Origin of the sequence: Ornithinimicrobium flavum, assembly GCF_004526345.1 — a bacterium.
In the GTDB taxonomy this organism is placed as follows: Bacteria; Actinomycetota; Actinomycetes; order Actinomycetales; family Dermatophilaceae; genus Ornithinicoccus; species Ornithinicoccus flavus.
The window spans coordinates 2266721-2279286 of record NZ_CP038213.1; the positions used below are offsets into that span (position 1 = coordinate 2266721).

A 12566-nucleotide genomic window follows, 5' to 3' on the forward strand; every position below is an offset into this window, starting at 1 on the left:
TCATCCTGCCCTACCGGGCAGGTCAGCGGCCGCCCGGGCGTAGTCGCCCGCCAGCCGCTCCAGGTCCGCGCGGTGGTCGGCGATGCGGCAGCCCAGCCCGTTGGGCTTGACGGGGATCCCCTCCTCGTCCCAGTGCGGACGGGCCCGCGACAGCAGGTCGCCGCCGAGGTCCCCGGCGTGGCTCACGACCCGCCACCAGGGCACGTTCTCGCCCCAGTGGCGCATGATCGAGCCGACCTGCCGGGGGCCGATGCCGACGAGCTCGGCCACGTCGCCGTAGGACACGACGCGGCCCGGCGGCACCTGCTCGACCGCCCGCAGGACGCGCTCGACGACGACCTCGTCCACTCAGTCGTTGAGAGGGTTGTTGTCCCAGTCGGAGGCCTGCGGGTCACCGCTCCTCCACTCCTGCTCGGCGCGCTCCTCCTCGTCCCACTGCGCGGTGCGCTGCGCGGCGATCTCGTAGGCGCGGGCCGCGTCGTCCTCGGTGTCGTAGGGACCCATGAGGTCCCCGCTGCGGGCCCGTGCGGGATCGTCGTGCGACTCGACCTGGCTGGTGCGGGTGTTGAACCAGAACGGCATACGTCCTCCTCGTGCGTCCGGTCGCCCGCCGGGCGACACCTAGACTGAAGCCTATGCCCCGCCCCTCCCCCCTCGCCCCCGGAAGGGTCAGCCCGCGTCTGCCCGTCCCCGCCTCGATCGACCGTCCCGAGTATGTCGACCGGCCAGCTCCCCGGCCCTTCTCCGGCTCCGAGGTCAAGGACGCCGAGACCATCGAACGGATGCGGGTCGCCGGTCGGCTCGCCGCGCAGGCCCTCGAGCTCTGCGGGTCGATGGTGCGCCCGGGGGTCACGACGGACGCGATCGACCGGGCCGGCCACGAGTTCCTCCTCGACCACGGGGCCTATCCCTCCACGCTGGGCTACCGGGGCTTCCCCAAGTCGTTGTGCACGTCCGTCAACGAGGTCGTGTGCCACGGCATCCCCGACGACCGTGAGCTGCAGGACGGGGACATCTGCAACATCGACGTCACCGCCTACATCGGTGGCGTCCACGGCGACAACAACGCGACCTTCCTCAGCGGCGAGGTGGAGGAGGACGTGCGCCTGCTGGTGGAACGCACCCGGGAGGCCCTCATGCGGGGCATCCGCGCGGCCCGCCCCGGACGGGAGATCAACGTCATCGGGCGCGTGATCGAGGCCTACGCCGACCGCTTCGGCTACGGGGTCGTCCGGGAGTACACCGGTCACGGCGTCGGCGAGGCGTTCCACTCCGGTCTGGTCATCCCCCACTACGACGCGGCGCCGGACTACGGCACGATCATCGAGCCCGGCATGACCTTCACCATCGAGCCGATGCTCAACCTCGGGACGCCCCGCTGGTCGGAGTGGGACGACGGCTGGACCGTCGTGACCGCTGACGGCCGAGCCTCGGCCCAGTTCGAGCACACCATCCTCATCACCGAGGACGGCGCGGAGATCCTCACCCAGCCCTGAGGACCGCATACCCTGTCGACCATGGCTTCCCAGACGATCCTCGGCATCGATATCGGCGGCAGCGGCATCAAGGGGGCTCCGGTCGACCTGCAGCGGGGCGAGCTGGCCGCCGACCGGTTGCGCATCCCCACCCCCGAGGGCGCGACGCCCGAGGCCGTCGCGGACGTCGTCGCCGAGCTGGTCGAGCACTTCAGCGACGAGGTGGGCTCGGACTCCCCCGTCGGCATCACCGTCCCCGCCGTGGTCCACCACGGGGTGGTCCGCTCGGCGGCGAACATCGACCGGGCCTGGATCGGCTTCGACGCGGACACGATGTTCACCGAGCGGCTCGGGCGCCCGGTCCACCTGGTCAACGACGCCGACGCCGCCGGGGTGGCCGAGGTGCACTACGGCGCCGGGCGGGACCAGCAGGGGGTCGTCCTGCTCACCACCCTCGGGACCGGCATCGGCTCGGCCCTCTTCCTCGGCGGGGAGCTGCTGCCCAACACCGAGCTGGGGCACCTGGAGATCGACGGGCACGACGCGGAGAGCCGGGCCGCCAGCAGCGCCCGCGAGCGCGAGGACCTGTCCTGGGAGGAGTGGGCCGAGCGGCTGCAGCGCTACTACTCGGTGGTCGAGGCGCTGCTCTGGCCGGACCTGATCATCGTGGGTGGGGGCGTCTCCAAGAAGGCGAAGAAGTTCCTGCCGCTGCTCTCCCTGCGGGCCCCGATCGTCCCGGCCGAGCTGCGGAACGAGGCGGGGATCATCGGGGCCGCTTGGCACGCGCAGCACATCGGCTGAGCGGCGGCCGGGCCGGTGCCCCGGCCCTTGCCGCTACCAGGAGGTCGGGCGGGGACGCCCCTCCTCGTAGCCCGCCGCGCCCTGGATGCCGACCACGGCCCGCGTGTGGAACTCCCCGATGGTGCGCGCACCGGCGTAGGTGAAGGCCGACCGGACCCCCGAGACGATCTGGTCCAGCAGGTCCTCCACGCCCTGGCGGGCCGGGTCGAGGAACATCCTGGAGGAGGAGATGCCCTCCTCGAAGAGCGCCGAGCGGGCCCGGTCGAAGGCGGACAGGTCCCGGGTGCGGTTCTTGACCGCGCGGGCCGACGCCATACCGAACGACTCCTTGTAGAGGCGTCCGTCGGCGTCCCGGATGAGGTCGCCCGGCGACTCCAGGGTGCCGGCGAACCAGGAGCCCACCATGACCGAGGCCGCGCCTGCCGCCAGGGCCAGCGCCACGTCACGCGGGTGCTTGACCCCACCGTCGGCCCACACCTGCGCGCCCAGCTCACGCGCGGCGTCGGCGCACTCGAGCACGGCCGAGAACTGCGGCCGGCCCACGCCCGTCATCATCCGCGTCGTGCACATGGCACCGGGCCCGACCCCGACCTTGAGGATGTCGGCCCCCGCCGCGACCAGGTCCTCCACCCCGGCCCTGCTGACCACGTTGCCGGCCGCGACCGGGACGCGCACACCCGTCGCCGCCTCGTGGGTGTCCCGGGCGGCGACCACCTGCGGGAGCGCGGAGAGCATCTTCTCCTGGTGACCGTGGGCGGTGTCCACGACGAGCACGTCCACCCCGGAGGCGAGCAGGGTCGCGGCCTTGCCGGGGACGTCACCGTTGATCCCGACGGCGGCGCCCACCCGGAGCCGGCCGTCGCGGTCCAGGGCCGGGCGGTAGATCCCCGAGCGCACGATGCCCTGGCGCGTCACCACCCCCCGCAGCAGCCCGCCCGCCACCACCGGGGCCAGCCCTGCCCGGGTGACCTCGAGCTGGTCGAAGGCCTCCCGGAGGTCGACCCCGTCCTCGAGGACCAGGCGGGGCGCGACCATGACGTCGGCCACCGCCGCGAACCGGTCGACCTCCTCGCAGTCGTGCTCGGTGACGATGCCGATCGGCGCACCGCCCTCGACGACCACGGCGGCGTGGTGCGCCCGCTTGTGCATGACCGAGAGCACCTGGGCGACCGGCGCCGAGGGCTCCACGACGATCGGCGTCTCGTAGACCGGATGGCTGGCCTTGACCCGCTCCACCGTCCGGCGCACCTCGGGCAGCGGGATGTCCTGGGGCAGCACCGCCACCGCGCCCCGACGGGCCACCGTCTCCGCCATGCGTCGTCCGGAGACCGCCGTCATGTTGGCGACGACGAGCGGGACGGTGGTGCCGACCCCGTCGGGGGTGGCGAGGTCCACGTCCATCCGGGAGGCGACGTCGGAGCGTGACGGCACCATGAAGACGTCGTCGTAGGTGAGGTCGTGCGTGGGCTGCAGGCCGTTGAGGAACTCCACGAGCCCCAAGGGTACGGCCAGCCCCTACGGTGGAGGGATGGAGATCACGCACCTCGGCCACGCCTGCCTCCTCGTTGCCGCCGGAGGACGCCGGGTCCTGGTGGACCCGGGCACCTTCTCCGACCTGGAGGGGGTGCACGACCTCGACGCCGTCGTCATCACGCATCAGCACCCCGACCACTGCGACCCCGCCCGGGTCCCGGACCTGCTGGGGGCCAACCCTCGGGCGCAGGTCCTCGTGGAGCCGCAGACGGCGGAGGTGCTGGCGCGCGCCGGCCTCGGATCCCGGACCGAGTCGATGACCGCGGGAGGCGTCGTGGACCTCGGGGGTCTGACGCTCACCCCCGTCGGCGACCTGCACGCGGTCATCCACCCCTACGTGGCCCGGGTCGGCAACCTGGGGGTCGTCCTGCGGGCCGAGGATGAGCCGAGCCTGTTCCACCCCGGTGACGCCCTCGACGGGGACCCGGGCGAGGTGGACCTGCTCGGCGTCGCCGTCAACGCCCCCTGGGCGAAGGTGGTGGAGACCATCGAGTTCGTCCGCAGGGTGGGCCCCCGGCGGGGCGTGGTGCCCATCCACGACGGACTGCTGTCGGAGGCCGGCCGAGGGCTCTACGTGAGCCACATCGGCGACCACGGCGCCGAGGGTGGCGTCGAGGTCCTCGACCTCAGGGGTGCGGGCACCACCACGGTATGACGCTGCAGGCAGCCGGGGACCACCTCGGTCCTGACGTTGGCCGGCCTCCGCTAGCATGGTGGGTCGTGGATGAGTCGGCCAGGCGGCCGCGTCGGGCCCCGCGAGGGGATCCCGCCGAGGAACGTCCGGGCTCCACAGGGCAAGGTGATGGCTAACGGCCACCCGGGGTGACCCGCGGGACAGTGCCACAGAGAGCAGTCCGCCCACCGCTCGCGGTGGGTCAGGGTGAAACGGTGGTGTAAGAGACCACCAGCACGCCGGGCGACCGGCGTGGCTAGGTAAACCCCACCTGGAGCAAGACCAGACAGTGCGCGCCCGAGGGCTGCCCGCCCGAGCGCACGGGTAGGTCGCTGGAGGTATGCGGCAACGCATGCCCGAGATGGATGGCCGCCACCCCCGCAGTGCCGGTGACGGCGCGGGGGGACAGAACCCGGCGTACCGGCCGACTCATCCACACCAGACCCGTTGACCTGCACCGATTTGGCAGCGGGTCGCGCTGGTCCTCAGCCCGTCCTCAGCGCCCAGCACCGCATCCACGGCCGCGCGCGCTCGGTCTTCCGAGTCCGGCCTCAGATGGCTGTAGGTGTCCAGCGTCTCCGCGGCCGTCGCGTGGCCCAGGCGGCTCTGCACAACCTTGACGCTCTCCCCGTGCCGGATCAGCAGCGAGGCGTAGTAGTGCCTCAGCGAGTGAATGGTGACACTGGGCGGGCTGCCCGTCGCTTCGCGCGCCTTCGTCCAGTGCTCGGAGAAGGCCGAGCGCTTCCAGGGCCGCCCGCTGGGCCGGGTGAACACGAGACCGTCGTCACCGGCAGGGAACGCCTGCAGATGAGCAGCGAGCGCGTCCACGATGGTCTGCGGAAGGGGAATGGTCCTCACCGAGCTCGCCGTCTTCGGAGGGTTCGATAGTGAGGGTGGCCACCGGTACGGTCGCCACGTGAGCAGAGACACCTGGACCACCCGCGACTACCCCGTGCTGGTCGCCGTCGCTGACCAACTCGAGGAGACCCGCGGCCAGCCATTCGTCAGCCACCAGCTCGCCAAGCGACTGCCTGACCTCGAGCCGCGCGACGTCGCCCACTCGCTCACCACCCTGGTTGGCCCCTACCTGCAGGGCGAGGTGCACCGGAGCCTGGCCGGCGACACGGACGTCATCATCACCGGACTGACCGAACGCGGTCGCCGGGCCGCGCACCTGTGGCCCGCCGAGGAGACGCATACGGAGGCGCTGGTCGCCGCCATCCTCGCCGCTGCCGAGCAGGTCGAGAGTGAGGACGAGCGCAGCCGCCTCCGCAAGGCCGCCGACGCGCTCAGGGCGAGCAGCGGACGGATCCTCGAGGGCGCCGTCTCGGCGGTCATCGCGGGAGTCGTCGGCGGGAGCATGTAGCTGCCCGCTATGGTGGCGAGGCATGGGGATTCTTGACTGGCTGCTGGGGCGCAAGCCGGAGACTGCGATTGCCGAGCGGCCTCGAGAGGCAGCGACACCGCGCGTTGCGGTGCGGCTCGAGTACAATCCCGACATACCGCCGCGGCCGCGTGAGAGTCGTTGGTACGTGCCCTCCGAGGGTGACGTAGACCGCTTCGTCCCTGAGCTGGGCCATATGCCGCCACTGCACCTCATCCCGTACACGACGGCCGGAGACGAGGACGTTCTCACCCTTTGCGAGGACAGCACCGGCCTGCTGGTCGGGCCCAAGGACCGCCGCCTGCAGCGTGCCGGCATCTTCGCCATCGCCGCCCGAGGTGAGGCCTACCACAAGGCGGCGTGCCAGGCTGGGGACTTCTCCCCCGGCGCCTCCGTCCGCCTGGTCCGTGAGCCGGACAACGAGCACGACCCGAACGCGGTCGCCATACTCGCCGAGGGTCACCGGACCAGGGCTGCCTACGTCAACAAGGGCAAGGCGCGCTCGCTGGCGAAGATCCTCGACAAGGGCATCGAGCTGCGAGCGATCAGCCTGCGCGGCACGGCCTCCGGCCGGGTCTGCGACCAGATCACGGTCCTGGCCGCGGCTCCCGAGGTGGTCGAGCATCTGCTCTCGCCCCGCCCCGACCACCTCCCGCGGCCGGCGCACCTGGGATAAGGCCGGGGGGCTTCTCTGCATCCCCCGCCACACCAGGGGAGAAATGGTCGATGCCGCACACCGACATGGGGCAAGATCGACCTATGCCCCGCTCCATCCCCGCGCTGGTCGAACCCAGCGTCTTGCGCTGGGCACGCCTCACCATCGATCTCACCGAGGTTGCCGCCTCCCGGAAACTGGACCTCCCAGACGACCGCGTGGCCGCTTGGGAGTCCGGCGAGGAGCGCCCGACCATCGCGCAGCTCCGGAAGGCCGCGGAGCTCTACAAGCGGCCGCTGGCCGTCTTCTTCCTTCCCGAGCCGCCGAAGGACTTCGACACGCTCCGCGACTTCCGCCGACTCGCGGGCTCGGATGAGGGCGCGTGGTCGCCCGCGCTTCACGATGACTTCCGCCGCGCGCACGCTCAGCGAGAAGCCGCCCTGGAGTTGGCCGACCTGGACGACACCGAGCCGCCGACCACGTGGCACCTCGCGCCGCTCCCCGACTCGGACGAGGCCATAGCCAGCGCGGCCCGCGCCCTACTCCTCCGCGCCAGCCCGCTGGCTCTGCCCGGCGGGGGTGACCGGCCCTACGACCACCTCAACACGTGGGTGGCGGCGCTGGAGGCGGCAGGCGTCCTAGTGATGGCGACGGCCGGAGGCCGTGTCCCCTTGAACGAAATGCGGGCCTTCTCGCTCTACTTCGACACCCTCCCGGTCATCGTGGTTAACGGCGCCGACAGTCCGCGTGGCCGCCTCTTCTCCCTTCTCCACGAGTACGCGCACCTTTTGCTCCACACGGAGGGCCTCTGCGACATGGTGACGGACCGGCGCGCGGTCTCACCGGATCGGCGGCTAGAGGCGCGATGCAACGCGCTGGCCGCGGGGATGCTCCTCCCTGCCTCGGAGGTGCTGGCCCAGTCGGTGGTCCGACGGAAGGCCGCGGACGGTACGCCCTGGACCTACGAGGACCTCCGAGCCGCCGCGGCCCCGTTCGGGGTGAGCGCCGAGGCCCTCCTCCGGCGTCTCGTGACCCTCGGCCGCGTCTCCGAGGGTTTCTACTCGGACATGCGGGAGGAGTTCCTGGCCGCCTACGAAGCCGACGCCGCCCGCGACCGCGCTTCCGGCGGGAACTGGTACCGGAACACTGTCCGCGACCTCGGCAAGGGCTACGTGCGCCAGGTCACGGACGCCCACCGCCGCCGCGTCATCGACACCTACACCGCCGCGACCTTCCTCAACGTCAAGGCTAGCCAACTACCCCGCCTTGCCGAAACTGCCGCTCTGTCCAACGCCAGCGCGGTGTAGCGACGGATGGGCCTGTACTCCTTCGATACGAGCGCGCTCATCAACGGGCGCCGCGACCTCCTCCCCCCGGCCACGTTCCCGAGCGTCTGGGAGCGGATTGAGGGCATGATTGCGAGCAAGGAAATCTTCTGCGTGGACGAGGTAGAGAAGGAACTCGCCAAGCGCGACGGAGACGCCATCCACACGTGGGCCCGCTCCCAGAATGGCCTCTTCGTGCCTCTGGACGAGGACGTCCAGGTCGCCACGACGGAGGTCCTCGCCGCCCATCCGAAGCTCCTCGGCGCTGGCAAGGGTCGCAACGCCGCGGACCCCTTCGTCGTCGGACTGGCACGGGTGAAGGGCGGGGCTGTCGTCACTGAGGAGCGGGCCGCCAACCTCAACAAGCCCAAGATTCCCGACGTCTGCGCCGCCATGGGCGTCCCCTGCGTGACCCTCGTGGAGTTCATCTCGGACCAGGGCTGGACTTTCTAGGCCGACGGCTTCGTCCCGGGCGTGTTGCTGAGCACTTGGCGTTTCCACGCCCCGACCCGGCATATCCGTATCACGCTGCTGATAATCCTGGGAAGACCGCTGTTTAGTGCAATGAGCAGGTCCAGGCTCTCGGCCTGACGAACCTTGCCAACGACGATCCGGCCGGGGCGTATTCGCGGCGCCTTCGTGTCGAAGCGCCACAGCGGGACCTCGCCGGCCACGGGAGGTCCGAGCGCAGAGCAGTCATCCTCAATTCGTCCTCAGAAGGTCCGCTAAGACCCCACCATGACCAACTACTGACCAACGACGTTTCCCCAGGTCAAATACGTTGTGCATCTCTGGTCCAGCGGTGATCAAGCCCTGCGGCCCCTTCCCGGCGTGCCGGCCGACTCATCCACACCATCCCTTGCGCCCCTCACCCCGGGCCGCCCGGGCCGTGCCATGATGAGCCGCGTGCCAGGCCGACCGACGCCGCTCGGCGCCGCGGCACGGGTGGACCCCAGCGAGCACGGCGGGGCGGCCGACGGGCGGGACTGGTTGGTCGACCTGGCGCGGATCGTCGCGGTCGGGGTCGTCGTGGTCATGCACTGGCTCTTCCTCCGGGTCACCGTGGTCGACGGGGCGATGCGGACCGACCCCGCCCTGTCCGGCCCGGTGGTGCTCGCCCTGACCTGGGTCCTGATGGTGCTGCCCCTCTTCCTCCTGGCGGCCGGGTTCGCCGGCACCCGCCTCGCCGACCGCCACCGCGCCGAGGGCACCGGCTACCCGGCATACCTCGCGCCCCGGTTGCTCCGGGTCACCAGCCCCGTGCTGGTGCTCGTCACCGTCACGATGGGGGTTGTCCTCCTGGTCGCGGCGGTCGACCCGGGGTCGGCGCGGAGGCTCACCGCGGTCACCGGCAACCACCTGTGGTTCCTCGTCGTCTACCTGCTGTGCCTGGTCGTGGCTCCCGCCGTGGTGGCGCTCCACGACCGGCACGGGTGGTGGGTGGTGCCGGGGGTGCTGCTGGGCGGTGCGCTGCTGGTGGACCTGGCGTGGTTCTCAGGAGCCGTCGGTTACGAGCCGGCGCGGTGGGCCAACCTGGTGCTGGTCTGGCTCTTCTGCCACCAGCTGGGTGTGCTGCACGCCCGGGGCACGCTGCGCTCCCGGTCCGCTCGGGTGCCCGTGCTGGTGCTGCTGGCCGCCGTCGGCGCCCTGCTGGCGATGGTCGTGGCCGGGCCCTACGCGCCGGCCAACATCGGGATGGCCGACCGGCCGACCTCCAACCTGACCCCGCCCAACGCGGCCCTGGCGCTGGTGGGGGTCGCGCAGCTGGCCGTCCTGACCCTGCTCGCCCGGGTCGTCGGTGACCGGGTGCCCCCGCCGGCGGTGCGGGCCGCGGTGCGCTGGCTCAATCCCCGCCTGGTGCTGATCTACCTGTGGCACGTCCCCGCGCTGGGTGCGGTGACCTTCGTGGGGCTGCTCGCCCCCGAGGTGCTGCTGCCCGCGGGGACGGGGGCGTGGCTGGCCCTGCGGCCTCTCTACCTGGTGCTGGCCGTCGGCCTGCTGTGGCTGGTGATGGTGCCGGCCGGCGCCTGGGAGCTGCGGATGCACCGCCGCCGGGTCAGCACGCGTACGGCGGTGGTGCTGCCGTCGGCCGGCCTGGCGGTGGGCGGCACCGCCCTGGCCTGGCACTGGGGCATCGGTCCTGCGCCGCTACCTCTGCTGGCGCTGGCCCTCCTGCTGTCAGCCGTGGTCCTCCTAGTGCGTCCTCCGGTCCCCGGGACACGCGGCTGACCCCAGGGGATCAGAGGTGGCCGTTGACGAGGTCGAGCAGCACGAACAGGACGGCGAAGGCGGCGAAGGTCCCGATGCCGTAGAGCAGCACGGTGTTCATGCTCCGGGGGTCCTTCTGCCCGACGGGCACGGTGCGAGCGGTCGTGGCGGGCGTGGAGGAGTCCTGGTGCGGGGTGGCCATGCGGGTCAGTCTACGGGAGGGTGGTCCAGCAACCGACCGGCGAGCGTGCGCGCCACGCCGTCCTCCCCGTTGGCGGGCACGTGGTGGTCAGCCATTGCCAGGACGTCGGGGTGCGCGTTGGCCACGGCGAAGGACGTGCCGGCCCAGTCCAGCATGGGCAGGTCGTTGGGCATGTCACCGAAGGCCCACACGCTGCCGGCCGGCACGCTGGGCGCCTGCTCGGCGCACCAGTGCGCGAGCGCGAGCGCCTTGGTCACCCCGAGCGGGGTGATCTCGCCGAGCCGGACCGCCCCCGAGTGCGCCACCTCGGCACGCCCGTCGACGACCCGGGCGACGCGCGCGGAGATGACCTCGGTGGACCAGTCGGGGTGGGTCACGAGGATCTTGCCGGCAGGCTCCTGGGCCAGCTCACGGATCTCCCCCACCAACCACTGCCCCGTGCTGCGCCCGGTCGGGCGCATGAACCCCGGCTCGCGGGCGAACCCGCGCAAGGACTCCGTCGCGAGGGTCACACCGGGCAGCTCCCGCCGCAGGTCCTCCAGCAGCTCACCGAGCAGCTCGCGGGCCATGAGCCGGCTGGCGACGATCTGCCTCGCGGCGAGGTCGTAGGTGAAGGCGCCGTTGCCACACAGCGCCAGGCCGGTCACCCCGAGGTCGGCCAGCTCGTCCATCCACCGAGGGGGTCGCGCCGTCACGAGGACCACCCGCACGCCCAGGTCGGCCACTTGGTCCAGGACGTCCCTGGTGTAGGCGGAGACGGACCCGTCCGGTCTCAGCAGCGTGCCGTCGCAGTCGGTGGCGACGACGCTCGGAGCCGCGGGTGCGGGCCGCTGGGAGGCGGTCACGGCGCGGGGGTCTCCTCCTCGACGATGCTCAGCTCGACGCGACGGGCCAGGATGTCGGCCTCGTCCACCCGGACGCTGACCTGGCTGCCGAGCTCGGCGCTGCCTCGCGCCACCTCGCTCACCGGGGGGTTGTCGAGGTGGACGATGACGTCACCCCGCGGGAGACCGTCGACGACCACCGCCCGGAAGGTGTGCCCCACCCTGTCCGCCAGGACGGCGGCCTCGACGGCGTCGATGCAGGCGCGGTCGACGGCCCTGGTGCGCTGGCCGGTCTGCGCCATCACCTCCGGCAGACGGGGCAACGCCTCGCGGGCCCACGCCGGCACCTCGTCCCCCGACGACAGGGCCTCGCACACGGCCAGCCCGAAGCGGTCGACCAGTCGGCGCAAGGGGGCCGTCACGTGCGCGTACGGCGCGGCCAGCGCGGCCTGCACCCGCTCCCCCTCGTCCGGGAGCTCCCCGTCGAAGGCGGTGTAGCCGGCCCCGCGGAAGAGCGCGGTCGCCGCGCTGACGATCGCGAGGTGGGCGGGGTCCGCCCTGTCCAGCGTGCGGAGGAAGTCGCCGTACGCCATACCCTGCGGCCACTCCCGCCCCAGGGCCCGCGCCTCCCGGCGGAACCGGGCGACCGCCTCGTCGGTCGGCACCGGCATGGTCCGCAGGATGCCCACACCGCCCTCGAGCATCATCTCCGCCGCCACCATGCCGGTGAGCAGCGAGATCTGCGCGTTCCAGTCCTCGGCCGGCAGGAGCGGACGCAGCCGCAGCTCGTAGTCGCAGTCCGCCCCGACCTGCACCTCCTGCTGGGGCATGGGCAGGCTGGCGCCGCCCCGGTCGGACTCCCGCTGGATCCGCAGCTCCCCCACCTCGCGCAGGAGCATCAGCGTCTCCTCGGCCTCTCCCCCGTCGACCAGCTCCTGCACCTGCTCGTAGTCGTACCGCCGCCGCGAACGGACCATCGCCCGGTACAGCTCCGCACTCTCGCGCTGGCCCGTCGCCGTCAGCCGGATGTCCCACACGTAGGCCGGGCGGACCACGTCCGGCAGCAGGCTGGCCGCGTCCTCGCTGAGCTCCGGGGGATGGAGGGGGACGCGCCGGTCGGGGCAGTAGACGGTCTGGCCCCGCAGCCAGGTCTCGGTGTCCAGCGCACCCCCGGGCCGCAGGAAGGCCGGCACGTCGGCGATCGCGTAGCGCACCCGGAACCCCTCCCCGTGCCGCTCTATGTGCATCGCCTGGTCGAGGTCCATGGAGCCGGGCGGGTCGATGGTCACCAGCTCCACGGCGGTCTCGTCGCGCTCGGGCAGGTCGGGTGCGGCGACACCGGCGGCCACCTCCTGGCGCACCTCGGGCGAGAACTCCTCCGGCACCTCCTGCTCGGCCCGGACCTGCTCGAAGGCCTGCTCCAGCAGCCGCCCCGTCGACGTCTCGGTCGGGTCGCAGGCCAGGGACGTCGCTCGCTGCAGCATGG

General features: G+C 72.2%; 15 protein-coding genes and 1 other RNA gene. 9 read left to right on the forward strand and 7 right to left on the reverse strand.

Going from position 1 to position 12566, the window contains the following annotated elements:
- Together E3Z34_RS10560 and E3Z34_RS10565 are read right to left on the reverse strand one after the other, a co-directional pair.
- Nucleotides 1–348: an MGMT family protein gene (locus E3Z34_RS10560; protein WP_134773559.1), complete on the reverse strand. Its 348-nt coding sequence runs from the start codon at nt 346–348 to the stop codon at nt 1–3.
- A complete protein-coding gene (locus tag E3Z34_RS10565) occupies nt 349–582 on the reverse strand; it encodes a methionine aminopeptidase (RefSeq protein WP_134773560.1) in 234 nt (77 codons plus the stop codon).
- 53 nt (nt 583–635) lie between these two features.
- Between E3Z34_RS10565 and map the strand changes: the two genes are divergently transcribed.
- Nucleotides 636–1496 carry a type I methionyl aminopeptidase gene (gene map / locus E3Z34_RS10570; RefSeq protein ID WP_134773561.1) on the forward strand — a complete coding sequence of 287 codons (861 nt, stop codon included), beginning with the start codon at nt 636–638 and terminating at the stop codon, nt 1494–1496.
- A 21-nt stretch (nt 1497–1517) separates the two neighbouring features.
- A complete protein-coding gene (gene ppgK / locus E3Z34_RS10575) occupies nt 1518–2276 on the forward strand; it encodes a polyphosphate--glucose phosphotransferase (RefSeq protein WP_134773562.1) in 759 nt (252 codons plus the stop codon).
- A gap of 33 nt (nt 2277–2309) precedes the next feature.
- Here the strand turns inward: ppgK and E3Z34_RS10580 are convergent, their stop codons facing one another.
- Nucleotides 2310–3767 carry a GuaB1 family IMP dehydrogenase-related protein gene (locus tag E3Z34_RS10580; protein WP_134773563.1) on the reverse strand — a complete coding sequence of 486 codons (1458 nt, stop codon included), beginning with the start codon at nt 3765–3767 and terminating at the stop codon, nt 2310–2312.
- 37 nt (nt 3768–3804) lie between these two features.
- Between E3Z34_RS10580 and E3Z34_RS10585 the strand changes: the two genes are divergently transcribed.
- The gene (locus E3Z34_RS10585; RefSeq protein WP_134773564.1) at nt 3805–4464 is read left to right on the forward strand and encodes an MBL fold metallo-hydrolase; all 660 of its coding nucleotides are present in this window, start codon (nt 3805–3807) and stop codon (nt 4462–4464) included.
- Between the two features lie 70 nt (nt 4465–4534).
- Nucleotides 4535–4918, forward strand: an RNA gene (gene rnpB / locus E3Z34_RS10590) — RNase P RNA component class A.
- Here rnpB and E3Z34_RS10595 read toward each other — a convergent pair.
- On the reverse strand, nt 4912–5340 hold the full coding sequence (locus E3Z34_RS10595) for a tyrosine-type recombinase/integrase (protein ID WP_238695113.1): 429 nt from the start codon (nt 5338–5340) through the stop codon (nt 4912–4914). The genes rnpB and E3Z34_RS10595 overlap by 7 nt on opposite strands.
- 58 nt (nt 5341–5398) lie before the next feature.
- Between E3Z34_RS10595 and E3Z34_RS10600 the strand changes: the two genes are divergently transcribed.
- From E3Z34_RS10600 to E3Z34_RS10620, 5 genes are all read left to right on the forward strand, one after another.
- Complete coding sequence (locus E3Z34_RS10600; RefSeq protein ID WP_134773566.1) at nt 5399–5848, forward strand: hypothetical protein; 450 nt, start codon at nt 5399–5401, stop codon at nt 5846–5848.
- 214 nt (nt 5849–6062) lie between these two features.
- On the forward strand, nt 6063–6542 hold the full coding sequence (locus E3Z34_RS10605) for an HIRAN domain-containing protein (RefSeq protein WP_158288660.1): 480 nt from the start codon (nt 6063–6065) through the stop codon (nt 6540–6542).
- A gap of 83 nt (nt 6543–6625) precedes the next feature.
- Nucleotides 6626–7828 carry an XRE family transcriptional regulator gene (locus E3Z34_RS10610; RefSeq protein ID WP_134773568.1) on the forward strand — a complete coding sequence of 401 codons (1203 nt, stop codon included), beginning with the start codon at nt 6626–6628 and terminating at the stop codon, nt 7826–7828.
- A 6-nt stretch (nt 7829–7834) separates the two neighbouring features.
- The gene (locus tag E3Z34_RS10615) at nt 7835–8299 is read left to right on the forward strand and encodes a DUF4411 family protein (RefSeq protein ID WP_134773569.1); all 465 of its coding nucleotides are present in this window, start codon (nt 7835–7837) and stop codon (nt 8297–8299) included.
- A gap of 453 nt (nt 8300–8752) precedes the next feature.
- Nucleotides 8753–10075 (forward strand): acyltransferase family protein, encoded by a 1323-nt coding sequence (locus E3Z34_RS10620; RefSeq protein WP_158288661.1) that lies wholly within the window; start codon nt 8753–8755, stop codon nt 10073–10075.
- 10 nt (nt 10076–10085) lie between these two features.
- Here the strand turns inward: E3Z34_RS10620 and E3Z34_RS17705 are convergent, their stop codons facing one another.
- The 3 genes from E3Z34_RS17705 to E3Z34_RS10630 are packed head-to-tail and all read right to left on the reverse strand — an operon-like array spanning nt 10086 to nt 12564.
- The gene (locus E3Z34_RS17705; protein WP_158288662.1) at nt 10086–10256 is read right to left on the reverse strand and encodes a hypothetical protein; all 171 of its coding nucleotides are present in this window, start codon (nt 10254–10256) and stop codon (nt 10086–10088) included.
- A 5-nt stretch (nt 10257–10261) separates the two neighbouring features.
- Entirely contained in the window at nt 10262–11101 is an 840-nt protein-coding gene (locus tag E3Z34_RS10625; protein WP_134773571.1) for an HAD family hydrolase, read from the reverse strand.
- Nucleotides 11098–12564 carry an RNB domain-containing ribonuclease gene (locus E3Z34_RS10630; protein WP_134773572.1) on the reverse strand — a complete coding sequence of 489 codons (1467 nt, stop codon included), beginning with the start codon at nt 12562–12564 and terminating at the stop codon, nt 11098–11100. Before E3Z34_RS10630 ends, E3Z34_RS10625 begins: the two co-directional genes overlap by 4 nt.
- Nucleotides 12565–12566 lie beyond the last annotated feature (2 nt).